The 26,319-nt window shown below is 50.0% G+C and carries 29 protein-coding genes and 2 tRNA genes; 16 read left to right on the top strand and 15 right to left on the bottom strand.

The features are described from left to right. Positions 1–48 precede the first annotated feature (48 nt). Positions 49–1,131: a L,D-transpeptidase family protein gene (locus tag JL661_RS07870; protein WP_004235440.1), complete on the top strand. Its 1,083-nt coding sequence runs from the start codon at positions 49–51 to the stop codon at positions 1,129–1,131. 140 nt (positions 1,132–1,271) lie between these two features. Here the strand turns inward: JL661_RS07870 and JL661_RS07875 are convergent, their stop codons facing one another. From JL661_RS07875 to JL661_RS07895, 5 genes are all read right to left on the bottom strand, one after another. Continuing rightward, positions 1,272–1,508, bottom strand: a complete 237-nt coding sequence (locus tag JL661_RS07875) for a major outer membrane lipoprotein (protein ID WP_004239093.1) — start codon at positions 1,506–1,508, stop codon at positions 1,272–1,274. 325 nt (positions 1,509–1,833) lie between these two features. Continuing rightward, positions 1,834–3,246, bottom strand: coding sequence for a pyruvate kinase PykF (gene pykF, locus JL661_RS07880; protein WP_004235443.1), 1,413 nt, complete (start codon positions 3,244–3,246; stop codon positions 1,834–1,836). 388 nt (positions 3,247–3,634) lie between these two features. Beyond that, positions 3,635–3,711 (bottom strand) — tRNA-Val (locus tag JL661_RS07885). 29 nt (positions 3,712–3,740) lie between these two features. Then, a tRNA-Val gene (locus JL661_RS07890) sits at positions 3,741–3,817 on the bottom strand. A 146-nt stretch (positions 3,818–3,963) separates the two neighbouring features. Further along, positions 3,964–5,337, bottom strand: coding sequence for an MATE family efflux transporter (locus JL661_RS07895; RefSeq protein ID WP_062771529.1), 1,374 nt, complete (start codon positions 5,335–5,337; stop codon positions 3,964–3,966). 212 nt (positions 5,338–5,549) lie between these two features. Here JL661_RS07895 and JL661_RS07900 point away from each other — a divergent pair, with 212 nt between their 5' ends. Then, positions 5,550–6,215 (top strand): riboflavin synthase subunit alpha, encoded by a 666-nt coding sequence (locus tag JL661_RS07900; protein WP_049242399.1) that lies wholly within the window; start codon positions 5,550–5,552, stop codon positions 6,213–6,215. Positions 6,216–6,297: 82 nt separating this feature from the next. Here JL661_RS07900 and cfa read toward each other — a convergent pair whose 3' ends face one another. Then, a complete protein-coding gene (gene cfa, locus JL661_RS07905; protein WP_062771531.1) occupies positions 6,298–7,461 on the bottom strand; it encodes a cyclopropane fatty acyl phospholipid synthase in 1,164 nt (387 codons plus the stop codon). A 265-nt stretch (positions 7,462–7,726) separates the two neighbouring features. Then, positions 7,727–8,881, bottom strand: coding sequence for a purine nucleoside transporter PunC (gene punC / locus JL661_RS07910; protein ID WP_004235452.1), 1,155 nt, complete (start codon positions 8,879–8,881; stop codon positions 7,727–7,729). 178 nt (positions 8,882–9,059) lie between these two features. Between punC and punR the strand changes: the two genes are divergently transcribed. Next, positions 9,060–9,962 carry a DNA-binding transcriptional activator PunR gene (gene punR / locus JL661_RS07915; RefSeq protein WP_004235453.1) on the top strand — a complete coding sequence of 301 codons (903 nt, stop codon included), beginning with the start codon at positions 9,060–9,062 and terminating at the stop codon, positions 9,960–9,962. 3 nt (positions 9,963–9,965) lie between these two features. Here punR and purR read toward each other — a convergent pair whose 3' ends face one another. Then, entirely contained in the window at positions 9,966–10,991 is a 1,026-nt protein-coding gene (purR, locus tag JL661_RS07920) for an HTH-type transcriptional repressor PurR (RefSeq protein WP_004235455.1), read from the bottom strand. A gap of 277 nt (positions 10,992–11,268) precedes the next feature. Here purR and cydH point away from each other — a divergent pair, with 277 nt between their 5' ends. After that, on the top strand, positions 11,269–11,352 hold the full coding sequence (cydH, locus tag JL661_RS18660; RefSeq protein ID WP_108695365.1) for a cytochrome bd-I oxidase subunit CydH: 84 nt from the start codon (positions 11,269–11,271) through the stop codon (positions 11,350–11,352). Between the two features lie 84 nt (positions 11,353–11,436). Here the strand turns inward: cydH and sodB are convergent, their stop codons facing one another. After that, entirely contained in the window at positions 11,437–12,015 is a 579-nt protein-coding gene (gene sodB / locus JL661_RS07930; RefSeq protein WP_004235459.1) for a superoxide dismutase [Fe], read from the bottom strand. Positions 12,016–12,412: 397 nt separating this feature from the next. Between sodB and JL661_RS07935 the strand changes: the two genes are divergently transcribed. Continuing rightward, complete coding sequence (locus JL661_RS07935; protein WP_046024521.1) at positions 12,413–12,721, top strand: hypothetical protein; 309 nt, start codon at positions 12,413–12,415, stop codon at positions 12,719–12,721. 69 nt (positions 12,722–12,790) lie between these two features. Next, the gene (locus JL661_RS07940; RefSeq protein WP_004235472.1) at positions 12,791–13,330 is read left to right on the top strand and encodes a DUF2058 domain-containing protein; all 540 of its coding nucleotides are present in this window, start codon (positions 12,791–12,793) and stop codon (positions 13,328–13,330) included. 23 nt (positions 13,331–13,353) lie between these two features. Here the strand turns inward: JL661_RS07940 and JL661_RS07945 are convergent, their stop codons facing one another. Then, a complete protein-coding gene (locus tag JL661_RS07945; protein WP_032098093.1) occupies positions 13,354–14,052 on the bottom strand; it encodes an RluA family pseudouridine synthase in 699 nt (232 codons plus the stop codon). A 141-nt stretch (positions 14,053–14,193) separates the two neighbouring features. On the opposite strand from JL661_RS07945, the gene JL661_RS07950 reads away from it, so the two are divergent. Further along, the gene (locus JL661_RS07950; RefSeq protein ID WP_004239106.1) at positions 14,194–14,652 is read left to right on the top strand and encodes an anti-virulence regulator CigR family protein; all 459 of its coding nucleotides are present in this window, start codon (positions 14,194–14,196) and stop codon (positions 14,650–14,652) included. Between the two features lie 63 nt (positions 14,653–14,715). Here JL661_RS07950 and rhtB read toward each other — a convergent pair whose 3' ends face one another. Then, entirely contained in the window at positions 14,716–15,336 is a 621-nt protein-coding gene (gene rhtB / locus JL661_RS07955) for a homoserine/homoserine lactone efflux protein (protein ID WP_036414975.1), read from the bottom strand. A gap of 283 nt (positions 15,337–15,619) precedes the next feature. Between rhtB and JL661_RS07960 the strand changes: the two genes are divergently transcribed. Together JL661_RS07960 and JL661_RS07965 are read left to right on the top strand one after the other, a co-directional pair. Beyond that, complete coding sequence (locus JL661_RS07960) at positions 15,620–15,961, top strand: Grx4 family monothiol glutaredoxin (RefSeq protein WP_004235478.1); 342 nt, start codon at positions 15,620–15,622, stop codon at positions 15,959–15,961. 138 nt (positions 15,962–16,099) lie between these two features. Continuing rightward, positions 16,100–16,780, top strand: a complete 681-nt coding sequence (locus JL661_RS07965) for a hypothetical protein (RefSeq protein ID WP_062771533.1) — start codon at positions 16,100–16,102, stop codon at positions 16,778–16,780. A gap of 67 nt (positions 16,781–16,847) precedes the next feature. Here the strand turns inward: JL661_RS07965 and rnt are convergent, their stop codons facing one another. Then, positions 16,848–17,495: a ribonuclease T gene (rnt, locus tag JL661_RS07970; RefSeq protein ID WP_004235480.1), complete on the bottom strand. Its 648-nt coding sequence runs from the start codon at positions 17,493–17,495 to the stop codon at positions 16,848–16,850. A gap of 109 nt (positions 17,496–17,604) precedes the next feature. Continuing rightward, positions 17,605–18,012 carry a lactoylglutathione lyase gene (gene gloA / locus JL661_RS07975; protein WP_004235481.1) on the bottom strand — a complete coding sequence of 136 codons (408 nt, stop codon included), beginning with the start codon at positions 18,010–18,012 and terminating at the stop codon, positions 17,605–17,607. Between the two features lie 152 nt (positions 18,013–18,164). Between gloA and JL661_RS07980 the strand changes: the two genes are divergently transcribed. Together JL661_RS07980 and slyA are read left to right on the top strand one after the other, a co-directional pair. Further along, positions 18,165–18,401, top strand: a complete 237-nt coding sequence (locus tag JL661_RS07980) for a DUF1289 domain-containing protein (protein WP_032098095.1) — start codon at positions 18,165–18,167, stop codon at positions 18,399–18,401. Positions 18,402–18,916: 515 nt separating this feature from the next. Beyond that, positions 18,917–19,351, top strand: coding sequence for a transcriptional regulator SlyA (gene slyA / locus JL661_RS07985; RefSeq protein WP_015422751.1), 435 nt, complete (start codon positions 18,917–18,919; stop codon positions 19,349–19,351). Between the two features lie 59 nt (positions 19,352–19,410). Here slyA and JL661_RS07990 read toward each other — a convergent pair whose 3' ends face one another. Next, positions 19,411–19,878, bottom strand: a complete 468-nt coding sequence (locus tag JL661_RS07990) for an outer membrane lipoprotein (protein ID WP_004235484.1) — start codon at positions 19,876–19,878, stop codon at positions 19,411–19,413. 318 nt (positions 19,879–20,196) lie between these two features. Here JL661_RS07990 and anmK point away from each other — a divergent pair, with 318 nt between their 5' ends. From anmK to pdxY, 4 genes are all read left to right on the top strand, one after another. Then, a complete protein-coding gene (anmK, locus tag JL661_RS07995; RefSeq protein ID WP_032098096.1) occupies positions 20,197–21,315 on the top strand; it encodes an anhydro-N-acetylmuramic acid kinase in 1,119 nt (372 codons plus the stop codon). Positions 21,316–21,369: 54 nt separating this feature from the next. Further along, positions 21,370–22,020 (top strand): pyridoxamine 5'-phosphate oxidase, encoded by a 651-nt coding sequence (gene pdxH / locus JL661_RS08000; protein WP_004235487.1) that lies wholly within the window; start codon positions 21,370–21,372, stop codon positions 22,018–22,020. 135 nt (positions 22,021–22,155) lie between these two features. Then, on the top strand, positions 22,156–23,430 hold the full coding sequence (tyrS, locus tag JL661_RS08005; protein WP_032098097.1) for a tyrosine--tRNA ligase: 1,275 nt from the start codon (positions 22,156–22,158) through the stop codon (positions 23,428–23,430). Positions 23,431–23,544: 114 nt separating this feature from the next. After that, the gene (pdxY, locus tag JL661_RS08010; RefSeq protein WP_004235490.1) at positions 23,545–24,411 is read left to right on the top strand and encodes a pyridoxal kinase PdxY; all 867 of its coding nucleotides are present in this window, start codon (positions 23,545–23,547) and stop codon (positions 24,409–24,411) included. 81 nt (positions 24,412–24,492) lie between these two features. On the opposite strand, the gene gstA is transcribed toward pdxY, so the two are convergent. Next, a complete protein-coding gene (gstA, locus tag JL661_RS08015; protein WP_049246745.1) occupies positions 24,493–25,098 on the bottom strand; it encodes a glutathione transferase GstA in 606 nt (201 codons plus the stop codon). A 196-nt stretch (positions 25,099–25,294) separates the two neighbouring features. On the opposite strand from gstA, the gene JL661_RS08020 reads away from it, so the two are divergent. Further along, positions 25,295–26,221: a Gfo/Idh/MocA family protein gene (locus JL661_RS08020; protein WP_049246743.1), complete on the top strand. Its 927-nt coding sequence runs from the start codon at positions 25,295–25,297 to the stop codon at positions 26,219–26,221. Positions 26,222–26,319: the final 98 nt, after the last annotated feature.

Below are 26,319 nucleotides of genomic sequence, written 5' to 3' on the forward strand. Positions count from 1 at the left end.
CCGGAAAGCGGCCACGTATTTTTTTATACCATCAGCTGAGGATCTGGAATGAAACGAATTCTCCCGTTGCTGGGCGGGCTGTTGTTAGCGGTTACTGCGTTAACAGCCCGGGCAACCGAATATCAACTCCCTGCGGATAAGGGCCGGGTCATCGGTGAAAACGTCACCTATGTTGTGCCGGATGACGGACGCTCACTGGAAGCGATTGCCGCCGAATACGGTATCGGCCTGCTGGCGATGCTGGAAGCTAACCCGGGGACGGATCCGTATCTGCCGAAACCCGGCAGCGAACTGATTATCCCGTCACAACTGATCCTGCCGGATACCCCGCATCAGGGTATTGTGATTAACCTGGCGGAACTGCGTCTGTTCTATTACCCGCAGGGCACCAATACCGTACGGGTCTACCCTATTGGTATCGGTCAGCTGGGGCGTGATACCCCGGTTATGACCACCTCAGTTTCCCAGCTGATCAAAGATCCGACCTGGACACCAACCGCGAATATCCGCAAAGCCTATGCGGCTCAGGGGATCACGTTACCGGCAGTTATCCCGGCCGGTCCGGAAAACCCGATGGGGCTGTTTGCTCTGCGTCTGGCGCACGGTCGCGGTGAATACCTGATCCACGGCACCAATGCGGACTTTGGTATCGGTATGCGTGTCAGCTCCGGTTGTATCCGTCTGCGTCCGCATGATATTGAAGCACTGTTTAAAACCATTCCGAAAGGTACACGGGTTCAGATCGTGAATGAGCCGGTGAAATATGCCGTTGAACCGGATGGTCAGCGCTATGTGGAAGTACACCAGCCGCTGTCCCGTAATAAAAATGACGACCCGCAGACTATGCCGATTGCGCGTTCTGCCGGACTGACCAGCTTTATTCAGTCTCCGGACACTAACAGCGCCATCGTTGAGCAGGCGATTGCACGCCGCTCCGGTATGCCGGTCAATGTCAGCCGTGATGCGGAGTATAAGCAGGAAGCGGCACCGGCAGAGAAAACCAACTTTGCACCGGTGGAAATGGATGAAGAAGCGGAAGTGAAGGCACTGAACCTGAAACCGGCCGATTTTGCACCGGGTCAGTTAACCCAGCCGGGTCCGATTGTCCGTGAGGAAAACAGCGCAGAGTAATATCGCTTTTACGCTGTGACAGATGAAAACCGCTTCCGTTGTGAGGCGGTTTTTTTACGCCCGGCATAAATCGCAGGCATAAAAAAATGGCGTAACATAATTTATGCTACGCCACCTGTTCTTCAGATCGTGATTACAAATTATTTTTTGTAAGAACGAACCTGGTTGTCTAAGCGCTGGTTAGCGCGTGCTGCTTCGTCTTTAGCCTGCTGAACATCAGCGCGGATTGCGTTAACGTCGTTGCTCAGTTGATCAACTTTGGCATTCAGCGTCTTAACGTCGTTGTCCAGTTGGTCAAATTTAGCGTTAGAAGAACAACCTGCTAATAATGCAGAAGCTAAAACTACAGCACCTAATACAATCTTAGAACGACCCATTTTAATACCCTCTAGATTAAAGTTAATCACCAAGTAGCAGTAATGATATTACACATTTCAATAGGGAAAGAGAATAGAAATTCAGCGTTTACAAAGATTATTTTCCTGAAACCGCAAAATAAATCAAAAAAAAACGGCAATTGCGTAATTCTCAACCAAATAATCTGATGCGGAGACAGATACAGCAGTGCGGTATTATCCCGTATTCAGAAAGCGGCAATTATTCTGCGGCCCGTTGCTTCATTTCATGTTCCCCTACAGTTTAGAATAAAAAAAGCACCCGTGCAGCGGGTGCTCTCATTAATTCAGATAATGCTGAAAAATATTACAGTAATTGTACGGATGAGGTATTGGTGGTGCCGCTTGGTACTAACGCACCGGATACCATCACCACGATTTCACCGTTGGTGGCCAGACCGCTTTCCAGCGCGGCTTCGCGGCCGATACGGTAGAAATCATCGGTTGATAAGATTTCGTTCACCAGTTTGGTGGTCACACCTTTCACCAGCAGTAACTGACGGGCAGTGGTTTCGTTGGTGGTCAGCGCCAGAATCGGGGCTTTCGGGAAGTATTTACGGACAGACTTCGCGGATTTACCACCGGCGGTTGCCACAACAATCAGCGGGGCATCCAGGTTTTCTGACATTTCAACCGCACCACGGCAGACTGCTTCAGTCACACGCAGTTTTTTACCGGCCTGTAAATCGCCGAGACGGCTGTGCATCACGCGATCAGTACGCTCACAGATAGTTGCCATGATGCTGACAGCTTCAACCGGATATTTCCCTTTCGCACTTTCACCGGACAGCATAACCGCATCGGTACCGTCGAGGATGGCGTTGGCAACGTCACCGGCTTCCGCACGGGTAGGGCGCGGGTTTTTGATCATGGAGTCAAGCATCTGAGTCGCGGTAATGACCACTTTACGGGCAGTATTACATTTTTCGATCATCAGTTTCTGCGCGAAAATCACTTCTTCAACCGGAATTTCCACACCCAGGTCACCACGGGCAACCATGATACCGTCAGAGGCTTCGAGGATTTCATCGAAGTTGTTCATCCCTTCCTGGTTTTCAATCTTGGAGATGATCTGGATATGTTCGCCGCCGTTGGCTTTGAGGTGAGCACGGATTTCGTCCACATCGGCACGTTTACGGATAAAGGAGGCGGCAACGAAGTCAACATTCTGCTCGCAGCCGAAAATCAGATCCTGTTTGTCTTTTTCTGCCAGAGCCGGGAGGCCGATAGACACATTCGGCAGGTTAACCCCTTTGTTTTCACCGAGGTCACCGTTATTCAGAACTTCACAGATAACCTCTGTTGCGGTGGTTTCTTTGACACGCATGCCGATCAGACCGTCATCGACCAGAACGATATTGCCCGGTTTCAGATCCTGCGCGAAGCCCGCATAAGTGACGGCAACACGCTCATTGTTACCGATGACAGATTTATCCGTGGTGAAGGTAAAGGTCTGACCCGCCACCAGCGCGACATCATTGCCGCCTTCCAGTTTAATGGTACGGATTTCAGGGCCTTTGGTATCCAGTAAAATGGCTGCTTTCTTACCGGTACGCGCACAGACAGCACGCAGATTTTTGATGCGCTGACCATGTTCTTCGTAATCGCCGTGGGAGAAGTTCAGACGCATAACATTCATGCCGGCATCTAACAGTGCTTCGAGTTTCTCTTCTGATTCGGTTTTAGGTCCGATAGTACAAACAATTTTGGTCTTTTTCATGACAGCCCATCTACAGTTATTGAGAGTAAATAGTGAACAACCGCCTGTATTCACACCGCATGAGTAAGAACAGGCAATTGTCGTGATCCCCGGTTATTAAAATTAGTCGTTTTTGTAAAAAAACAGATTCAGTATAGCGTGTTTTTTATCACGCCTCTCTGTTTCAGTGCTTGTAAATCAGCAAGCTGAATCCATTCAACAACTACGCAGGCATTATAGAGGGTTATTAGTGTGATTTGAATCATAAAATCAGAAATAAATTAACATTCTTGCGGTAACGCAAGAAAACAGCTGTATTGATACGCAGAAGTACAATGAAAACAGAAGAGGGTAACTGACTGAAAATCGGATGAACTGAAAAGGGAGGTAAAACGGAACTGCTGAGAAATGGTGCGTCCAAGTGGACTCGAACCACCGACCCCCACCATGTCAAGGTGGTGCTCTAACCAACTGAGCTATGGACGCACTGTGTGAAAATTGCTTTGCGAAGTAAATGGTGCGTCCAAGTGGACTCGAACCACCGACCCCCACCATGTCAAGGTGGTGCTCTAACCAACTGAGCTATGGACGCATTCTTTAATATCTTCGCTGACAACGGGGACGAATATTAACGATCCGAACCGACTCTTGCAAGGGGAAAAACACATTTTCTTGTCCGACTGCTCGTATTTAATGCTATCGGACTGAAAACTGTGCATTTCCCCCGTCAAAAAGCCGTTAACGACCGGCGCGTTGCAGGATAAAACTGTCCGGCTGTTTCTGTAACCACAGGATCCGGCATGCCATACCGATGGCTGCGGCGGTTAATCCGATGATAAAACCGATCCAGAACCCGGCAGGGCCCATCGCCGGTACCACCAGATCTGTCAGTCCGAGAATATAACCGGACGGCAGGCCGAGGATCCAGTAAGCCGTAAAGGTGACATAGAAGATGGCGCGCGTGTCTTTATAACCGCGCAGCACACCGGCACCGATTACCTGAACGGAATCCGACAACTGATAAATACCGGCAAACAGCATCAGGCCGGAGGCCATAATCACTACTTCCGGATTGTCGTTATACAGCAGCGCGATAGGCTCACGGAACAGCACAGTAAAGAGCGCCGTCACCGCCGCGATCATCAGCCCGACACCCAGCCCGGTATAGGCGGATACACGCGCTTTCTCCGTGGAACTTTTTCCGAGGTTAAAGCCGATACGGATAGTGGTGGCGATCCCCAGTGAAATCGGGAACATAAACATCAGCGAGCTGAAGTTCAGGGCAATCTGATGTCCGGCCACCGCCGTCACACCTAGTGGCGCAACCAGCAGGGCAACAATGGCAAACAGCGTGACCTCAAAGAACAGCGCCAGAGCGATTGGGAGACCGAGCTGCGTGATCCGTTTCATTACCGCCCAGTCCGGCGGGGTAAAGCGGCTCTTCGGCTGCACATCACGCTGCGAACGGGCATGTTTCACATACCAGCGCATAAACAGGAACATTGCCCAGAATACGGAAGCGGTCGCGACACCACACCCGACACCGCCGAGAGCAGGCGCGCCGAATTTCCCGTAAATAAAGATATAGTTGACCGGGATATTCACCAGCAGGCCGAGAAAACCAATTACCATCCCCGGTTTGGTTTTCGACAGTCCTTCACACTGGCTGCGCAGCACCTGATAAAACAGGTAACCCGGTGCCCCCCACATAATAGCGTGGGTGAATCCGACGGCTTTTTCAGCCAGGACCGGGTCAATATGCGGCATATTTTCAATAATGTAGCGGCTGTTATAGAGCACCGCGATGACCAGGACGGATAAAAATGCCGCCAGCCACATACCCTGGCGGATCTGATTGGCAATCAGCGGACGGCGGCCGGAGCCGTTGAGCTGCGCGACCACCGGGGTCAGCGCCATCAGCAGACCGTGGCCGAACAGGATAGCGGGCAGCCAGATGGAGGTACCGACAGCCACGGCGGACATATCTGTCGCACCGACTCTGCCGGCCATCACAGTGTCAACCACGCCCATCGCTGTCTGTGTAAACTGCGCGATAATAACGGGAATACCAAGAGCCAGCAAAGTACGCGCTTCTTTCAAATACTTCTGCACGTAATACACCTTATTTATTCTGATAAAAGGAGGAGGAAAGACTTTCCGGGATTCGTAACACATTTACCGGATCAGGCGGAAAAATCATTCTAGCGATTAATCAAATACAAGCCAATATAATTAAATGTGCGGGATGTAACGGGAAGGGCTGTTTAATTCTCTGTTTCAGGATAAACTGCATAAAACTATCCGAATACTGACTGGAGATCCGCATGTTTACCGGGATTGTACAAGGCAAAGGCCCCGTCGTCGCCATCGAAGAAAAAGAAAACTTTCGTACTCACACTGTGAAATTCCCGCCTGATATGCTGGCCGGGATAGAAACGGGCGCATCAGTGGCACATAACGGCTGTTGCCTGACAGTCACAAAAATAGACGGGGATTTAATCAGTTTTGATCTGGTTAAGGAAACCTTAAGACTGACCAATCTCGGCAGCATTAAAACCGGGGATGTGGTCAATCTGGAAAGAGCCGCTAAATATGGTGATGAAATCGGCGGGCATATTATGTCCGGCCATATTGTCACCACGGCGGAAATTGCCAAGATTTTTGTCTCTGAAAATAATTATCAGATTTGGCTGCGTATCGAAGATAAAGCCCTGATGAAATATATCCTGCATAAAGGTTTTGTCGGCATTGATGGTATCAGCCTGACTATCGGGGATGTGGTGAATAACCGTTTCTGCGTGCATCTGATTCCGGAAACCCGTGAGCGCACCACGCTGGGTAAAAAACGGCTGGGCGATAAAGTGAATATTGAGCTGGATCCGCAGACACAGGCCATTGTTGATACCACCGAGCGGGTGCTGGCGCAGAAAATGCAGCAGTTGCAGGAAAGCCTGACGCCGCCGGTGCCAATGGAAAAACCGCAGGTCTGATATTATTCAGATAAAAAAATCCGGTACTGATTTTTGTCAGACCGGGTTTTTTATTGCGGATAGTTTATTTTGGAAATGCTATTCAGCGCGGAACGCGTAATCCGCCCTCACAACCCTGCTGGCTCCATAATATCTGCCACAGCTGGATATCACGGGCACGGAATGCACCGGCACAGGCGTTGAGATAATAGGTGAACATCCGCTTAAAGCGCGGTGTGTAATTATTTTCCAGTGACGGCCAGGCTGCCTGAAAACGGGAATGCCACGCCATCAGTGTCCGGTCATAATCAGCCCCGAAATTATGCCAGTCTTCCATTACTAATTTATTTTCACTACTGTCACCGATATTCTGCACAGACGGCAGACAACCGTTCGGGAAAATATATTTTCCGATCCAGGCATCCACATTCACTTTATTGCGGTTTGAACCGATGGTGTGCAGTAAAAATAAGCCGTCCGGTTTCAGATTGCGTTTGACCACATCAAAATAGGTGGCGTAATTTTTCGGCCCGACGTGCTCAAACATCCCGACAGACACAATCCGGTCATATTGCTCATGCAAATCGCGGTAATCTTCCAGGATAATATTTACGTCAAGATCCTTACAACGCGCCTGAGCATATTTTTGCTGCTCAGCGGAAATGGTCACACCGGTCACCGACACACCGAAATGTTTCGCAGCATACGCCGCCAGTCCGCCCCAGCCGCAGCCGATATCCAGCAGTTGCATACCCGGTTTCAGCTGTAATTTTTCACAGATGAGATGCAGTTTCTGTTCCTGCGCCTTCGCCAGATTGGCGGGGTCATCACTGAGACCTTTCCAGTAGCCGCAGGAATACTGCATATACGGGTCGAGCATCAGCTCAAACAGGTCATTACCCAGATCATAATGTTCTTCGCCGACAATCCGCGCCCGTTTTTTGGTTTGCAGATTACGCAGACGAGCCATGGCGATTTTTATAATATCGTTGATATTCTGCGGCAGTTTATTTTCCAGCCCGGCGCGTAACACCCGCTGAAAGAAAATATCTAACCGCTCACAGTCCCACCAGCCATCCATATAGCTTTCACCCAGTCCCATAGAGCCCTGCTGCAAGACCCGTTTAAAGAACTGCTGGTTATGCACCTGAATATCGAAAGGGCGGGAACCATTAATCTCAATGCCGGCTTCGTCTAAAAGATCGGAGGCAATCCGCTGCCAGGAGTCGGCAGGCGTTTTTTGATTTTCGACACAATCAGAACTCATATTATCTCCAATTTTTATCAAAGCGGGATTCTGAGTGCTTTATTTATGACGTTTTGCGCGGGAACAACAGAACCGGTGTAATTGGCCGTCATCGGGTGACAGTCTGCGTATTAACGTGATCGTTAAAACAAAAACAAAGCTCAAAATCCGGATTTAAAACGAATTGTCAGAAAAGTATAGGAGCCTGAAATTAAAATTCAATGACAAAAAAGGCCGTACCTGAGTACGGCCTGTAATTAGGAATATTCTTAATAGGAGGTGCAATCTATTGATTTTGTTCCGCAATAGTCACGGAGGTGCGCGAAGGGCGGCGCTGGATAATATAACCGCCGATGGTCAGTATCACCGTTGCCGCCATCACTGCTGTGGTGGAGAGCAGTGGCTCATGCATCAGGGCAGAAACGAGGAAACTGATCGCGGAGCATAAACCGAGCTGAATGGCATTCTGTAATGCTGCTGCTTTACCGCTGTGTTCCGGGTAAACCGCCAGGGCGTTTGATACCGCAATCGGGTAAGACGCGCCATTCATTGCTGCCATAAAGCAGAACGGGATCAGGATCGCCACCAGTGACGGGTTACCGAATTTTGCCATAGCATACAAGCCCACCATACTGACGGCGTAACCGGCCAGCAGGAACGGTAATAATGTTTTGCCGTTAATCCGCGACAACAGGGCACGGCAGCCGTAGCCCCCGACCATAAAGGCGATAGTCTGCGGAATGTAGCTCAGACCGATATCATTCGGGTTATAACCCATATCGCGCAGAATAAACGGCGAACCGGTCAGCCAGGCAAAGAAACCGGCGCTGCACGCGGCATAAATCAGCACGTTACCGCTGTAAACCGGGGATTTCAGCAGACGGAAGAAGGAAATTTTCTGTTTTTCCGTTTTGACCGCATCCGGCGCGATATGATGCTTTTCTTTCAGCATCAGGGTCGGGATCAGCACCAGCAGGGTGATACCGCCGAGCACGAGGAAAATTTCATGCCAGCCGCCGTGGTTGAGCAGCCATGCGCCCAGTAACGGTGCCAGAGCCGGAGAGAGTGCCACCAGCGGCATAATTGCGGCAAAAACACGCTGCGCACGGTGATCGTCATAACGGTCGATAACCAGCGCCTGCCAGGTGACAGCGGCAGAGCAGACACTGACGGCCTGTACAAAACGCAGTAATAATAACTGGGCAGGGGTGGAAACCCAGACCATGGCCAGACAGCTCAGGGCAAACAGGCTCAGGCCCATCAGCAGAACCGGCTTACGGCCGATTTTATCGGAGAGCGGTCCCCATAACAGCTGACCGATGGCAAAACCGACCAGGAAGATACTCAGACTGGCGCTGATTGCGCTGGCTGTGGAGTTCAGAGAGTCCTGCATCATACCGAATGCAGGCAGATACATATCAATCGCGAGATAACCCAGCATGCTGAGTCCGGCGAGATAAAAGAGAAAGCCGCGGGAAGGCGATTTATTGACAGTCACAGAGAAATACCTGAATGTTAAATAAGTGTAATGCGTGAGTTAGTATTTTAACTATTCGAGTTTTCCCTTGTAAAACGTTATTATTTGCACACTGCTGTGAAATTTTTTGAAAGGAAGGATTATGTGGTCAGAATATACGCTGGATGTGGTGGATGCTGTGGCGCGGACAGGCAGTTTCAGTGCGGCGGCAGAGGAACTGCACCGGGTGCCTTCTGCCATCAGCTACAGTGTCCGCCAGCTGGAAGAGTGGCTGGCGGTTCCGCTGTTTGAACGGCGTCACCGCGATGTTGAACTGACACCTGCCGGGGCGTTGTTTGTCAAAGAAGCGCGTGATGTCATCAAAAAAATGAAATCCACACGTCACCAGTGCCAGATGATTGCCAACGGCTGGCGCGGACAATTCAGCATCGCCGTTGACTGTATCGTAAAACCGGAACGGATAACGCGACTTCTGCTGGATTTTTATCATCATTTCCCGGATATCGAGTTGTATATTTATCCGGAAGTGTTTAACGGGGTGTGGGATGCGCTGGTGGACAGACGGGTGGACGTGGCAATCGGTGCGACACGCGCATCTCCTATCGGTGAGCGCTACAATTTCCGCGATATGGGCTTTATGCCGTGGCGTGCGGTAGTCAGTCCGGATCATCCGCTGGCCTCTGCCGGTCATGTCCTGACCAATGAGGAGATGGTGCCGTACCCGAGTTTGTGTCTGGAAGATACCTCACGTTCTCTGCCGAAACGCGATACGTGGGCACTGGATAATCAGCGCCGCCTGGTGGTGCCGGACTGGGATCGCGGAATTGCCTGTGTGGAATCGGGATTGTGTGTGGCAATGATGCCGGCGCACCGCGCCGATCCGCTGATTAAAGCGGGGCGGCTGGCAGCACTGAAGATAGAGCAGCCATTGCCGGACAGCCCGTGCTGTATCACCTGGGTGGATAAAGACACCTCTCCGGCACTGAGCTGGCTGCTCGATTATCTCGGGGACAGCAACACGCTCAATGCCGAATGGCTGCGCTGATCCTCAGCGGCGGTAATCGATAAACGGACCATCCGCTACAGAGCGGCGTTCCACCAGGCGCGGATGCACCTCAATGGTCTGCGCATCTTCGCGTTTGTTGACGATGCGGTCGAGCAGCATGGTCAGTGCCATTTGTCCCAGCCGCTCTTTCGGCTGGTGGATGGTGGTCAGGGCAGGGGTAAAGTAACGGGCGTTACGGATATTGTCATACCCGATCACAGAAATATCCTGCGGCACGCGCAGACCCATTTCATCAGCCGCGCAAATTGCGCCCATCGCCATAGCATCACCGCCGCAGAATACCGCTGTCGGGCGCTGTTTGCCGGATAAAATCTGTGTCATGGCCTGATAACCGGAATCCGGTTCAAAATCGCCCTGGACAATCCATTCATCGCGCACCGTAATACCTGCTTCTTTCATGGCTTTGCGGAATCCTTCCAGACGGTTGCCGCCGGTGTTCCGCTCAAGCGGCCCCGGAATAACCGCGATATCACGGTGTCCGCGTTCAATCAGATAACGGCCGGCGAGATAACCGCCGTGCAGGGCGTTATCAATGATCGCATCGGTGAAATCCCCGCGCGCTTTGCCCCAGTCCATCACCACCATCGGGATATTGCGGTAGCCTTCCAGCATGGCAATCAGCTGATCCGGGTACTCTGAACACATCACCAGCAGACCATCGACACGTTTCTGTGCCAGCATCGCCAGGTAGGCTTTCTGTTTGTCAGGATTATTGTGAGAGTTGCACAGCACCAGGGTATACCCTTTGCTGTAGCAGCTGTTTTCCACCGCCTCAATCACTTCCGCAAAATACGGCGCTTCACTGGAGGTGGCCAGCAGCCCGATGGACTTGGTGTTATTGACTTTCAGACTGCGCGCCACGGCGCTCGGTGAATAGTGCAGTTCTTTGATAGCAGCCCAGACAGCCGCCTTCGTTTCTTCCGCAACGAAACGGGTATTATTAATGACATGGGAGACGGTTGTGGTGGAGACGCCCGAGCGCTTAGCCACATCTTTAATCGTTGCCATGATGAAAACAACTCCTGACCTGCCGGTCTGTATTTTATTATTCGGTTAATCGATTGCTATTATAGTGCCATTATGCGGTAACAATAGAAAAATTTCTGTAAAAACAGGCATTGTTGTCTGATCCGGGTCAAAAGTAAAAAATATTACCTGTGCTATGGTTATTGATATGGTCAGCTATTCGGGTTTTCCGGTCAGACCATCCGTTTTAATTAATTTGATGATTCAGGATGTCAGGTAATCATCATCAGGTCACTAAGCAGCTATTTTGGAGATAAGAATGGATACAGATCTGAAATATGGTTTGTCAACCGCGGTTGCAGCACTGGTTATGATCGTATTATTTGCAACAATGCTTTTCTGATTCACCCCTTACAGTACAAAAGGGCGGAAAATTCCGCCCTTTTTTGATCAACTGTATTGTGTTACCGGATAATGTGTTTCCGGATTACGCCAGGTTTTCTTCCGCAAATTTCCAGTTCACTAATGCCCAGAAGTTTTCCAGGTATTTAGGACGGGCATTACGGTAGTCGATATAATAAGCGTGTTCCCAGACATCAACGGTTAAGATTGGTTTGTCGTTACCGCTGACCGGGGTTGCCGCGTTAGAGGTATTGACGATAGCCAGGCTGCCGTCTGCTTTTTTCACCAGCCATGTCCAGCCGGAACCGAAGTTTTTCACTGCGGAATCGGTAAACTGCTGTTTGAATTCGGCAAATGAACCGAACGCTTTGTTAATCACGTCAGCAATTTTACCGGTTGGTTCGCCACCGGCATTTGGTGCCAGGCAGTGCCAGTAGAACGTGTGGTTCCAGACCTGAGCAGCGTTATTGAAGATACCGGCATCAGAGGTTTTGATAATCTCTTCCAGTGATTTACCTTCAAATGCGGTGCCTTTGATCAGGTTATTCAGATTAACCACATAGGTGTTGTGGTGTTTGCCGTAGTGGTATTCCAGTGTTTCTTCAGAAATATAGGGCGCTAATGCATTTTTTGCATAAGGCAGTGCAGGTAATTCAAACGACATTGCATTCTCCTTGTTAAGGTTAAATCAGTAACCTCGTCACAGACGGGTTACTGTTATTATTCTGCGAATTATCTTAACAAGTTTTGTCATAAAAAACAGCGTGAAATACCGGGGTGATGTTATTCACATGGTGAAAGACAAAATCGCCCACAAAATGATATCCGTCACAATAAAGGCGATAAGCAGGGTGTACAGCTTATGGCGGCAGATCCAGTTATAATAGCGTTTCATTCTGTCTTCCCCGTATGACTGCGGAATCTTAAATATAACGGGTTTACCGGCTGAAATCCGCGCAAATTTAACAATTTTACAGAAAGCGTGACAACGACCGCCGTTTGTCAACCGGCCGCAGACCCTTTACAATCTCCGCTATGACAAAAGTACAAGAATGATCACGATGCTGGCAGACTATATTTCCCGCGCGATACAAAACCATACTGATTGCAATGTTATTTGTGACCATTATCAGAAAGATGAGCTCTCTGAAGTGATCCGGCGTGTCCGCAAATGGCAGTTCCGCGATGGTATTGAGCTGATGTGCAGTGAAGAGATAGAAACTATCGTGCAGACCGGTGACGAACAGTGCCCGGAACAGTGGATTGTCTGGACGGTCACGGGGGATAAAGCGAAAACAATTTCTCCGCGGCACAAAGAATTTTTCAGTCTGTGCCAGCAGGGTTACTGGCTGAAAATGCAGCTGGCCTGACGTGCCGGATACAATCCTGAAAATTACCGGTATAATTACCTGCAATATTAAACTGATTCAGAAAAGACAATGACAAAACTCACATTACAAGAGCAGATGCTGAAAGCCGGACTGGTGACCAGCAAAAAAATGGATAAAGTCCGCAGAACAGCAAAAAAATCACGCGTTCAGGCCCGTGAGGCCAGAGAAGCGGTGGAAGAGAATAAAAAAGCGCAGCTTGAGCGTGATAAACAGCTGAGTGAGCAGCAAAAACAGGCTGTTTTATCCAGAGAATATAAAGCTCAGGTGAAGCAGCTGATTGAAATGAACCGGATCATTATTTCAAAAGGCAGCATTGATTTTAATTTCACTGACAACAACGTGATTAAAAGCATTGCCGTGGACAAAACCACACAGTCTCAGCTGATCAGCGGCCGTCTGGCGATAGCCCGGTTAAGCACGGAAAACAGCAGTGTGAGTGAATATGCCATTATCCCGGCGGTTGTTGCAGATAAAATCACACAGCGTGATGCGGAAAGCATTGTGTTAAATAATGCGCTGGCGCAGGACGAAGCGGATGAAGACGATCCGTATGCTGATTTTAAAATCCCGGATGATTTGATGTGGTGATCCGCATCTGCCTGCTTCCCTGTTCAGAACGGACAGGGACTGCGGGCATTAACCGGTTCGCCGCTGACCGGATGCACAAAATCCAGTTCCCCGGCGTGCAGCATCAGCCGCGGAATATTTCCGGTGCCCGGCAATAGTTTCCCGCCATAGAGATCACACCCTAAAATCGGATGGCCCAGATACTGACAATGAATGCGGAGCTGATGCGTGCGGCCGGTTTCCGGTGTCAGTGCCACCCTGGTGACCGGCAGAGAGAGCCCGTCCTCAGTTTCATAATAAAAGCGCTCAGTCACCTGATAATGTGAACGGGCCGGTTTCCCCCGGACAGCACATATCGTCATGCGCGGAAACAACGCCGGATCTTTGGTAATCGCCGCATCAATTATTCCTTCATTCTCATTCAGATGCCCGCACAGCAGGGCACTGTAGCCTTTCTCCACAGTCCGTTCACTGAACTGACGGCAAAGCGCGGCATTAATGGCTTTGTTACGGGCTACCAGCAGCAGCCCGGATGTGCCGAAATCCAGCCGGTGTACCAGTGTGCAGCCGGGAAACAGCTGTACCAGCCGGTAATGCACGGAATCCAGATTCTGCGGATTCTTTCCCGACAGACTGAGCAGCCCTGCAGGTTTGTTAATCAGCAGCAGGTGCTCATCCTGATAAAGAATGTCAATCTGCTCCGGGCACGGCGGGGCGATAAAGGTATCGGTAATGTCAGACATCGGGTTATCCGGGTAAAAAGCGGAAGGGGATGATAACCAATTTTCAGTACAGTGGCGAATCATGTTGTCCGGTTATCCTATTGCGTAATTTTGCGGAATGATCAACGCTTACCATTAGTATTAATACGCAGAGGTTGTGTTATGCGCAGATTTACACAGGTATGCAATGCTGTATTGGTTATCACCGGACTTTTAGCGGTGCCGCTTTCATCTTATGCTGACCCGGGAAACGGCAAAGGGCATGGCAATCCTCACGGACAGTCCAAAAAACAAGGACATAAAGGCAACGGAAAAGAGAGCAGGGAGTTTGCGGATTCCGGCAACGGGATATCGCTGACACTGACTTACGGAGATGCGCGGAGAATTGCACTGGGAAGCGGATTGACCGGATACAGTGCGTTGCCGCCGGGAATAGCCAAAAATCTGGCCAGAGGGAAACCACTGCCGCCGGGTATTGCAAAGAAAGCGGTTCCTGCCTCTATGCTTGAGCAATTACCACATTATCCGGGATATGAATGGCGTATCGCCGGTAACGATTTAGTACTTATTGCGGTGAGTACCGCAATTGTCACATCAATTATTAATAATGTTTTTGATTAAGATATTAGCTTTATAGTTATAACGCCCCATAATGATGCGGGGCGTTATTTATATATGTTTATCTCATGCCGGACGGGTAAAGGCCAGCAGGGCGCCGACCAGCATAAATAATGATCCGAACACTTTATTCATGGCGCGGGTCTGTGCCGGGCTCTTGATAAACACCGCGATTTGCCGTGCCAGTACGGCATACCCTGTCATGACAATAATATCAGCGGCAACGGTGGTGACGCCCAGAATCAGATACTGCATCAGTTGGGGCTGGTGCGGCATAATAAACTGCGGAAACAGCGCCGCGAGAAAAACAATGCTTTTGGGGTTCGAGATATTCACCAGTACGCCATTCTGATACAGCTTTTTGCGTGACAGCGTTGCCGCCTGTGCACTCAGCTCAATAGTTCCCGCTGCCCGCCACTGGCGGATCCCCAGCCAGATAAGATAGGCCGCTCCTGCCCATTTCAGTATTTCAAAAGCAAGAACCGATTGTGACAACAATGTCCCCAGCCCGACACCGACCAGGATAATCAGCATCATCAGGCCGGTCTGCAACCCGGCAATGGCCGCAATCGCGCCCCGGTAGCCGTGATTGACGGACGTCGTCATGCTGTTAATGGCACCTGCGCCGGGAGACAGACTGACAATTACGGATGTCATCAGATAGGCAAACCACCACTCAAAGGTCATTTTCAGCTCATCAGATTGTTAACAGGATATAAAGTGCGGATTATGGCATCATTGCGTAAGATAAAAAATGACGGAGGTCTTGTTTATCAGAGGAAAATACCGTAACTAACAGATGTAATGATCGGTTTTGACCGGGGGTGTTTTCAGCTGAAAATACACCGGATTGATCTCTCTGCCCGATTTTAACAGTATGTTAAAACCAATATCGCTTTGCAGTGAAAAGTGGTATTCTGCGGGTAAGTTAACACCGGTACTAACCGATCTGAAGTGAAGGACGTTTTACATGACGACGACTATTGAAAAAATCGAACGCCAGATTAAAGAAAACCCGATTCTGCTGTATATGAAGGGCTCTCCGAAGCTGCCGAGCTGCGGTTTTTCCGCGCAGGCTGTGCAGGCGCTGGCTGCCTGTGAAGAGCGTTTTGCTTATGTGGATATTCTGCAGAATCCGGATATCCGTGCTGAATTACCAAAATACGCTAACTGGCCGACGTTCCCGCAACTGTGGGTTGACGGTGAGCTGGTCGGCGGCTGTGATATCATTATGGAAATGTTCCAGCGCGGTGAATTACAGCCACTGATTAAAGAAACCGCAGCAAAATACCGGACTGAAAACGAAGAATAATCACGTCCCGTACTGTTTAGAAAAGCCCTGCAGTGTCACCGCTGCGGGGCTTTTGCTTTTCTGATGGCGGTGAAATGAAAGTTGTCCGGGCTGTTATTTTCTAGAGTGGGGGCGTTAATTACACAGAAAGGAAAAAAAATGCAGCCAACATCAGCAGGACAAAATGTTATTTTAACCGGGTATATTTCATACAGCGGGCCGGGACCTGCGCTTGGTACACTGACTGAAGATACGGCAGCAAGAGTCCCCGGGCTGGCTGAGCGATTCAGCGGCATTTGCAACAGCGTGGCAGATTTTTTTATGTCAGCAAAAGGGAAAGTGAATAACTCACTGCATCAGTTAGGTGACCGGATAAAAAATATCTCTTTCTGTTGCGAAAAAACGGAAATACGAGCGGAAACGCCGCCCCCGCCTGTGCAGATTCCGTTGTTTTCTCAGATTTTACTTGAGTCAGCAAAAGAATGTCTGCCAAAGCATCTGGATATACTGGCAGGTAAACTTGAGAATAACGAACCTCTGCAACCGGACATGCTGGTAAGTATCTCTGGTGGTCCGCTGAGGGGGGTTATTACCCAGCTCAGCTCCATAAACGGGAAAATATATGAACCGGGTTCTGAAGGTATCCGTGAAGAATCGGGAAATCTGCTGAGAAAGGAAGTGGCTCAGGAGGAATTCTCTCAGCTTGGCAGTATCGCTGATTTGGGCAAAGCAAAAGAGTATCTTGCCAGACCGGGATTTGAAGCGATATTCCGTGAAAGTGTTGGTCAGGTGATATCCGAAATCCGCGGGAAAATCCTTCCGGAACTGATGAAACTTTAATCAGCGGATATATTGCCCGCATTAATGACAATATAGCGAAAAACGCCACCCTGACGGTGGCGTTTTCTCACTGATTACTGTCTGCCGCCGGCGGCCAGCCGCCCAGTTTCTTCCAGCGGTTGACGATGTCACAAAAGAGCAGGGAGGTACGGTCGGTATCATAAGCCGCACCGTGGGCTTTTTTGCTGTCGAACGGGATACCTGCGGTGATACAGGCTTTTGCCAGAATGGTCTGGCCCAGAGACAGTCCGCTTAATGCGGCGGTATCAAAGGTGGCAAACGGATGAAACGGATTGCGTTTCAGTCCGCAGCGTTCTGCCGCTGCCATCACAAAGCTGTGATCAAAATTTGCATTGTGCGCCACGATAATCGCCCGCTTGCAATCCGCATCTTTCATGCCTTTGCGGACCATTTTGAAAATGGCATGCAGTGCTTCATATTCTGTTACCGCATTACGCTCCGGGTCGGCCGGATTAATACCGGTAAATGCCAGAGCGGCGGGATCAAGGTTTGCACCCTCAAAAGGCTGCACATTAAATTCAAGCCGCTGATCCGGCATCAGCCAGCCGTTGTTATCCATTTTGACGGTAATGGCGGCAATTTCCAGCATCCCGTCCGTTCTGGCATTAAAACCGCCGGTTTCAACATCAATAACGACAGGATAATAGCCGCGGAAACGTGCGCTCAGAGTATTGTGATTTTGATTTTCAGACATGGGACTCTTAATTAAACAAACAAAACGCACTATTCTAGCGCGGCTTGCCGGAGGGAGAAAGGGCTGAGCCGGAAAAGAAGGATCGTTCTGATCCTTCTTACGGAGTCACTCAGTTACCGAGAGCAGCCCCGGCACTTTTATTTTCAATTAATTCAATCTTATAGCCGTCCGGGTCTTCCACAAACGCGATAATAGTGGTACCGCCCTTAACCGGACCGGCTTCACGGGTCACATTCCCGCCCGCCTTGCGGATAGCATCACAGGTTGCCGCGACATCATCCACACCGAGTGCGATATGGCCGAATGCCGTTCCCATCTCATAGGAATCCGTGCCCCAGTTATACGTCAGTTCGATAACAGAGCCTTCACTTTCGTCACTGTAACCCACGAAAGCGAGAGAATATTTATATTCCGGGTTTTCACTGGTGCGCAGTAAACGCATTCCGAGAACCTTGGTGTAAAAATCGACAGAACGTTGCATATCACCCACGCGGAGCATGGTATGGAGTACACGCATAAAGTAACCTCTCAGAGTGCTTTCAGTTATTTATCAGTAATGGCTCACACTATAACGTGATAATTGACTACAATTCAAATTATCAGGATGCTGATGGTTACAGGATAACCATTACCTGTCCGGCAGGGCATCAGACAAAAGGACATCAGCCGATGGCAGAACAACTTCACTTTTTTGATATCCCTTCACCTTGTGTGGGGATATGTCAGCTGAATGAAAAAGGCTACTGCCGGGGATGCTACCGGAGCCGTGATGAGCGTTTTCAGTGGCTGTCACTGAGTAACGCACAAAAAGAAAATGTGATTCGGCTGTGCCGTCAGCGTCGTTACAGAGCCGCAAAAGGGGACTCACCACCGGAAGCGCCATCCGGACAGCTGGATTTATTTTAAATAAATAATTATAAATCTATATATTAGACATGAATTAATGTATGGATGTTATTTAGCACAAAGGATTTATGTTGCAGATAAATAATATTTTTAAGTTCATCTTTATTTATAATCAAGAATGAAATTATATAAATTAAATATAAAATTACCGCCTTATCCATCATGGCGATGATGTTTCATTAACTCACTGTTTAATATTGAAAATATCATATATCAATTATTTTTTGTTAAAAATAAAATGGTGGTTATGTAAAAAAATATAGATCCGTTCAGTGATGATCGCTATTCTTAATGTGAAACAAGTTCATCAGCTTAATCAATTAAATTTGTATAAAAAGCTAATTATTTCGTGCCTATTAAATTGACTATGACATAAGCATGAACTGTTTTTGTCACACAGCAATATTGCGTCCGCTGTTAATAAACACCGCAGCGCTGCGCTTCTTTTTTCGGGTGATTGAAAGACATGATGGCGTGTATATGCGTCCGTACCGTATTCACATAAGGAGAAATTTGTGGAGTTAACATTGGGATCAGACTTAGCGAGGTTAGTGCGGATTTGGCGATCACTGATTGACCACCGGCTCAAACCACTGAAACTCACACAGACACACTGGATTACACTCTACAATATCAGCCTGCTGCCGCCGGATCAGTCTCAGATTCAGCTGGCAAAAGCGATTGGTATTGAACAGCCGTCGCTGGTCCGCACGCTGGATCAGCTGGAAGAAAAGCGGTTAATCACACGACATATCTGTATTAATGACCGCAGAGCGAAACGGATTAAACTGACGGAGGAATCAGAACCTTTTATTCGTGAGGTGGACGCGGTAATTGAAAAAACACGGCGTGAAATTCTGGGCGGGATCACGCAGGATGAATTATATACGCTGGCGGAGATTGTCAGAAAACTGGACAATAATATCGTACAGTTGCACAACCGTAACTGACGGCAGGTAATAAAAAAGGCGAAACAGTTGTTTCGCCTTTTGCCGGTAAACCGTGAAAATTAACGCGGAGATACGGTATAGGTTGAACCGGATTTCGCGATACGGACACGCTGACCGACGGAGAACGGGGTTTTACCTTGTTTCTGTACAACAACAATGATTTCGCCGTTATCCTGTTTCAGTTCCAGCTCAACACCGGAAGTGTTGTTCATTGCTGCCTGAACGTTCTGGCCTGCAACACCACCAGCAATTGCACCTGCTGCGGTAGCCAGGGTCTGACCGGTGCCGCCGCCGACAGTGCTGCCTAAAATACCACCCAGAATTGCACCACCGGCCGCACCGAGGATATTTTCGTCACTGCCGCCCTGGATAGTTACCGGACGGGCGCTCATCACTGTACCATAGGTAACGGTCTGAACACGTTTCGCCTGGTCTGCACTATAAGTGTCACCACTCAGTGTGTCCATATTCACACAACCGGAAAGGGCCACGACGGCAAATACACCGACGAGAAAACGCTTATACATACTTAACTCCTGATTATTGTATTCACAGATTCAGATGTGTTCATTATCTGTAGTGTAATATCTTATCTATTATCGCAGAATAATTTAGCATTAAAAACGTTTTATTTTCATCTTCATTAGGAACAGCTTAAAGCGAAACGTTCCGGCGGCAAGGTAAATCCTCTTATTTCACAAATGTGAAGCGTGCATCAGAATGAGGATTAAGTGGGGTCACGGTACGAAAAGGGGTGAATCTGCGGAGCGCCCTGATTATAGTAGTCACACGGAATATGAATACTATATTTTTATCAGACGGTTATTGATTAAAAGGAACAGGTTATGCGTTCGGGACGTTATATCGGCGTGATGTCAGGAACCAGCCTTGACGGGGTGGATGTTGTTCTGGCTGCGATTAATGATTCAGTGGTGGCGCAGCAGGCGGCGTATTCGCATCCGTTTCCGCACGCGCTGAAAAAGCGCATACTGGCGGTATGTCAGGGACAGCAGACGACACTGTCAGAAATCGGCCGTCTGGATTATGAACTGGGCACACTGTTTGCTGACGCTGTCGGCGGGCTGCTGGCACAAACCCGGCTGAATCCGCAGGATATTGCCGGCATCGGCTGTCACGGACAGACCGTCTGGCATGAGCCGGACAGCGAAACACCTTTTACCATGCAGCTCGGGGATAATAACCGTGTTGCCGCGCTGACCAATATCATGACTGTCGGGGATTTCCGCCGCCGTGATATGGCTTACGGCGGGCAGGGCGCGCCGCTGGTACCTGCCTTTCATCAGGCGGTGCTCGGTGTGGCGGATGAAAAACGGATTATCCTGAATATCGGCGGGATCGCCAATATCACCACACTGATCCCGGGGGCGGAGGTCAGAGGCTATGACACCGGTCCGGGTAATATGCTGATGGACAGCTGGACATGGCGGCACCGCGCTGCGCCGTATGATAAAGACGGTGAATGGGCGAAAAGCGGGCACGTTAATCAGGACTTACTGACACAGATGCTGAGTGATCCCTATTTCCGCCGTCCGGCACCGAAAAGTACCGGGCGTGAATATTTCAATATGCAGTGGCTGACCACACAGCTGGACAATTTCCCCGGCCTGAAACCGGAGGATGTGCAGGCAACCCTGCTGGCGCTGACCACTGTCAGTATCAGTGAGCAGGTTACGCTGTGCGGCGGCTGTGAGCGCCTGCTGGTATGCGGCGGTGGTGCGCGCAATCCGCAGATTATGGCGCAGTTATCCGCACAGTTGCCGGGCACTGAAGTGAGCCCGACTGATAAATACGGCCTGAGCGGCGATGATATGGAAGCTCTGGCATTTGCCTGGCTGGCGGCGCGGACACTGGCCGGTGAACCCGGTAATCTGCCGTCTGTCACCGGCGCAGACCGGGAAACCGTATTGGGTGCGGTATATCCTGTTATCCGCCGGCTGCCGTAACAAAAGACAACACAGTTTCAGTTATTAAAAAGATAAGATAAGAGGATAAAAGGCATGTCAGATGAGTTTACTGACGTTGCGGATCTGCGACGTGAATACACCAAAGGGGGGTTGCGCCGCCGTGATCTCAGCGACGACCCGCTGGAAATGTTCGAACGCTGGCTTAAACAGGCGTGTGAGGCAAAACTGACCGACCCGACTGCGATGTGTGTGGCGACCGTGGATGAAACCGGCCAGCCGTATCAGCGTATTGTGCTGCTCAAACACTTTGATAAGGACGGGCTGATTTTCTACACCAATATGGGCAGCCGCAAGGCGCAGCATCTGGCAAAAAATCCGAAAATCAGTGTGCATTTCCCGTGGTACAGCCTGGACAGACAAGTCTGTTTCCTCGGCGAGGTGGAGCGCTTATCCACACTGGAAGTAGTAAAATATTTCCACAGCCGGCCGAAAGACAGCCAGATTGCCGCATGGGCATCTCAGCAATCCTCACGGATTTCCGCACGCGGTATTCTGGAAGGCAAATTTCTTGAGCTGAAACAGAAATTTAAGCAGGGTGATGTTCCGCTGCCGAGCTTCTGGGGCGGTTTCCGGATTAAATTCAGTTCTGTTGAGTTCTGGCAGGGCGGTGAACACCGTCTGCATGACCGCTTCCTGTACACCCGTACCGCAGACGGCTGGGATATTGACCGCCTCGCGCCGTAACCGGCTGTTGTCAGAATTTCTTCAGTAAAATCATTTTAATTGCTGGCACTTCACGGAGTGCCGCTTTATGCTATAGCCTTCATATTTCCAATCCACTATTTTTGCATAGACAAAACAGAACTGACGGAGTCATTGATGTCTGGTACGAACCTGATAAAACAACTGCAAGAGCGGGGCCTCATTGCCCAGGTTACGGATGAAAAAGCGTTAGCAGAGAGACTGGCGCAGGGCCCGATCTCCCTCTATTGCGGTTTCGATCCGACCGCTGACAGCTTGCATTTGGGCCACCTGGTTCCGTTGCTGTGCTTAAAGCGTTTCCAGTTAGCCGGGCACCGTCCGGTGGCACTGGTCGGTGGGGCCACGGGGCTGATTGGCGACCCGAGCTTTAAAGCAACGGAACGCAAACTGAATACACAGGATACGGTTCACGGCTGGGTGGATAAAATCCGTCAGCAGGTTTCCCCGTTCCTCGATTTTGACTGCGGTACGAACAGTGCTATCGCGGCAAACAACTATGACTGGTTCGGCTCGATGGATGTGCTGACCTTCCTGCGTGATATCGGTAAACACTTCTCTGTGAACCAGATGATCAACAAGGAAGCGGTTAAGCAGCGCCTGAACCGCGATGATGTTGGTATTTCGTTCACCGAATTCTCTTACAACCTGTTGCAGGGTTATGACTTCGCCCGTCTGAATAAAGATCACGGCGTTGAGCTGCAGATCGGCGGTTCTGACCAGTGGGGTAACATCACCTCCGGTATCGATTTAACCCGTCGTCTGAACCAGCAGCAGGCCTGGGGTCTGACCGTTCCGCTGATCACCAAATCTGACGGTACCAAATTCGGTAAAACTGAAGGCGGCGCGGTATGGCTGGATCCGAAGAAAACCAGTCCGTACAAATTCTACCAGTTCTGGATCAACACTGCGGATGCGGACGTCTATCGTTTCCTTAAATTCTTCACCTTTATGAGCCTCGAAGATATCGATGCACTGGAAGCGGAAGACAAAGCCAGCGGCAAAGCACCGCGTGCCCAGTACGTTCTGGCAGAGCAGGTGACAAAACTGGTTCACGGCGAAGCTGGGCTGACGGCTGCCCGTCGTATCACTGACAGCCTGTTCAACGGCGATGTATCAAGCCTGACTGAAGATGACTTCGCGCAGCTGGCGCAGGATGGTATGCCGCATATCGAACTGGACAGCGATGCGGATTTACAGCAGGCGCTGGTGGTTGCGGAACTGGTTCCGTCACGCGGTCAGGCCCGTACCATGATCGGCTCCAATGCGGTGTCTCTCAACGGCGAAAAACAGTCTGATGCGGAATACCGCTTCACTGACAGCGACAAGCTGTTCGGGCGTTACACACTGCTGCGCCGGGGCAAAAAACATTACTGTCTGATCTGCTGGAAATAATAGTTTACGGTAAACAAGGGCAACGAAAGTTGCCCTTTTTGATCTGTCAGCAAGATCTTTTCTGCTTCACAGAATATGATATGCGCAGTAATAATAAAAAATCAGGTTGTATCAATGAAAAATATTCTCTCTATCCAGTCCCATGTTGTGTATGGTCACGCCGGTAACAGTGCGGCTGAATTCCCGATGCGCCGCATGGGCGTTAATGTCTGGCCGCTGAATACCGTCCAGTTTTCTAATCACACACAGTATGCACAAGGCTGGACCGGCTGCGTGATGAGCGCAGAGCACATCACGGAGATTGTGGACGGCATTGATAAAATCGATCAGCTGACCCGCTGTGATGCGGTGCTCAGCGGCTACCTCGGCTCGGCAGAGCAGGGCAAGCGTATCCTGGATGTGGTGAAAAAAGTCAAAACCCGCAATCCGCAGGCATGGTATTTCTGTGACCCGGTCATGGGACACCCGGAAAAAGGCTGTATCGTGGCGCCGGGAGTGGCGGATTTCCTGTGTCAGGAAGCACTGGCAGTCAGCGATATGATCGCCCCGAACCTGCTGGAACTGGAAACCCTGAGCGGACAAACCATTCATAATGTGGATGAAGCCGTTGCCGCTGCCCGTGAACTGTGCAAAAAAGGGCCGCGTCTGGTACTGGTCAAACACCTGTCCCGCGCTGGTTACCGTGCTGACCGCTTCGAAATGATTCTGGTCACTGCTGAGCACGCCTGGCATGTCAGCCGTCCGCTGGTGGACTTCGGTGAACGTCAGCCGGTGGGTGTGGGCGATTTAACCAGTGGTCTGATGCTGGTGAATCTGCTGAAAGGCGAAGAACTGCCGAAAGCACTGGAACATGTAGCTGCTGCTGTGTATGAAGTAATGCTGAAAACCAAAACCATGAATGAGTACGAACTGCAACTGGTTGCGGCTCAGGATGAAATGGTGCTTCCGACACACAAATTCTGCGCTGAACAGATCGACTGAACCGGTCTGAACATCGCATCAGCATAAAGAAAACGCCGGACAGATAATCCGGCGTTTTTTTGTTTCTGCGTATCAGAAAGATTAAATCAGACCTTCCGCTTCCATCGCATCCTGCACATGCGGACGATGGGCAATTTTCGCCAGATACGCCTGTAAATGCGGATACGGCTCAAGTGAAATCTTCAGATGCGGAGCCCAGCCGCAGACAGTAAACAGATAAGCATCCGCTACGGTAAAACTGTTGCCGGTAATATACGGGCTTTTCGCCAGCACGCCGTCCACATAGGCAAACTTATTCATCAGATTGCGCAGTGCAATTGGCCGGTAATCTTCCGGGGTTTCCGGAGAGAACAGCGGGCCGTAGCTTTTATGCACTTCGCTGGCAATATAGTTAAGCCATTCAATCTGATGATAACGTTCCATCGTTCCCGCCGGGGCAATAAGCTTGCGATCCGGTTTCTGATCAGCAAGATACTGCACAATCGCCACACCTTCGGTCAGCAGCTGGTTGTCACTGATACTCAGTGCGGGGACTTGTCCTTTCGGATTAATTTTCAGGTAATCATCACCGTTTTCGGTTTTTTTTGCTTTCAGATCGACACGGACCAGGGAAAAATCCAGGCCGGTTTCACGCAAAATGATATGGGGTGACAGTGCACAACTTCCCGGGGTATAGAACAATTGCATGGTATGCTCCTCAGTTAAAACAAAAGAACGGACATGGCAGTAGTGATGAAGTATAGACCGGTATTCGCGGGCGGGATGTATTCAGAATGCGAATTATTTGTCGGTTAACGCCATCTTTCCATATAATCGCCACAGATTCAATTTATGGGAAGACTTTGTAATTCATTGTTACAAAACACTAAAAGGTAAAGCACACATGAATAAAATCCGTATCGGGATCGCCGGACTGGGCGGGATAGCACAAAAAGCGTATTTACCGGTTCTGACCAGAACGGATAACTGGGTGCTGTCCGGCGGGTTCTCGCCGAATCAGGAAAAGGCACGTCAGGTCTGTGATGCGTACCGCTTTCCTCTGTTTCCGTCACTCCATGAGCTGGCAGAACAATGTGATGCCGTGTTTGTTCACAGCAGTACAGAGAGCCATTTTCAGGTGGTCAGCGAATTACTGAATGCGGGATGTCATGTGTATGTTGATAAACCGCTGGCAGCATCGTATGAACAATCAGAGGCACTCGTCAGCCTGGCGGAGAAAAAACAGCGGGCACTGATGGTCGGGTTCAACCGTCGCTTTTCACCGTTTTATCTGCAGCTCAGAGAACAGATTGCCGGAAAAGCGGCATCGATCCGTATGGATAAACACCGCAGCAACAGCGTCGGGCCGCATGATGTGGCTTTCACGGTGACCGATGATTATCTGCATATCGCGGATACTCTGCTCTGGCTGGGACGGGATGGTAATGCGGCACTGAAAAGCGGCCATATGCAGGTGAATGAGGAAAATCAGCTGCTGTATGCGGAACACCATTTACAGACAGATAACGGCATCTGGCTGACAGCCTCCATGCACCGCTGTGCGGCGAGTCAGCGGGAGCAGGTCAGTGTGACCGGACGTGACGGCTGTTATCAGGTGACGGATATGAATCACTGGCGCAGTGAAACTGCCGCCGGGATACAGGAACAGCATCCGAAAGCGTGGGATCCGGTACTGGTTCAGCGCGGGTTTGACGGTGCGGTGCGGCATTTTATCGAATCTGTTGCCAATCAGACACAACCGCTGGTCAGCGGCGAAGAGGCGCTTTATGCGCAGCGGCTGACGGAGAAACTGTTAGCGGAAAAGATGTGATTTTAAAGACAAATAACATCAATGCCGCATAACGTCAGCGGATAACAGGCAAAGGAACGAAAAGCATGCGAGCCATGGATGGCGAGCCTGAGCGTACA

This window comes from Morganella morganii (genome assembly GCF_019243775.1).
Taxonomy (GTDB): Bacteria; Pseudomonadota; Gammaproteobacteria; order Enterobacterales; family Enterobacteriaceae; genus Morganella; species Morganella morganii.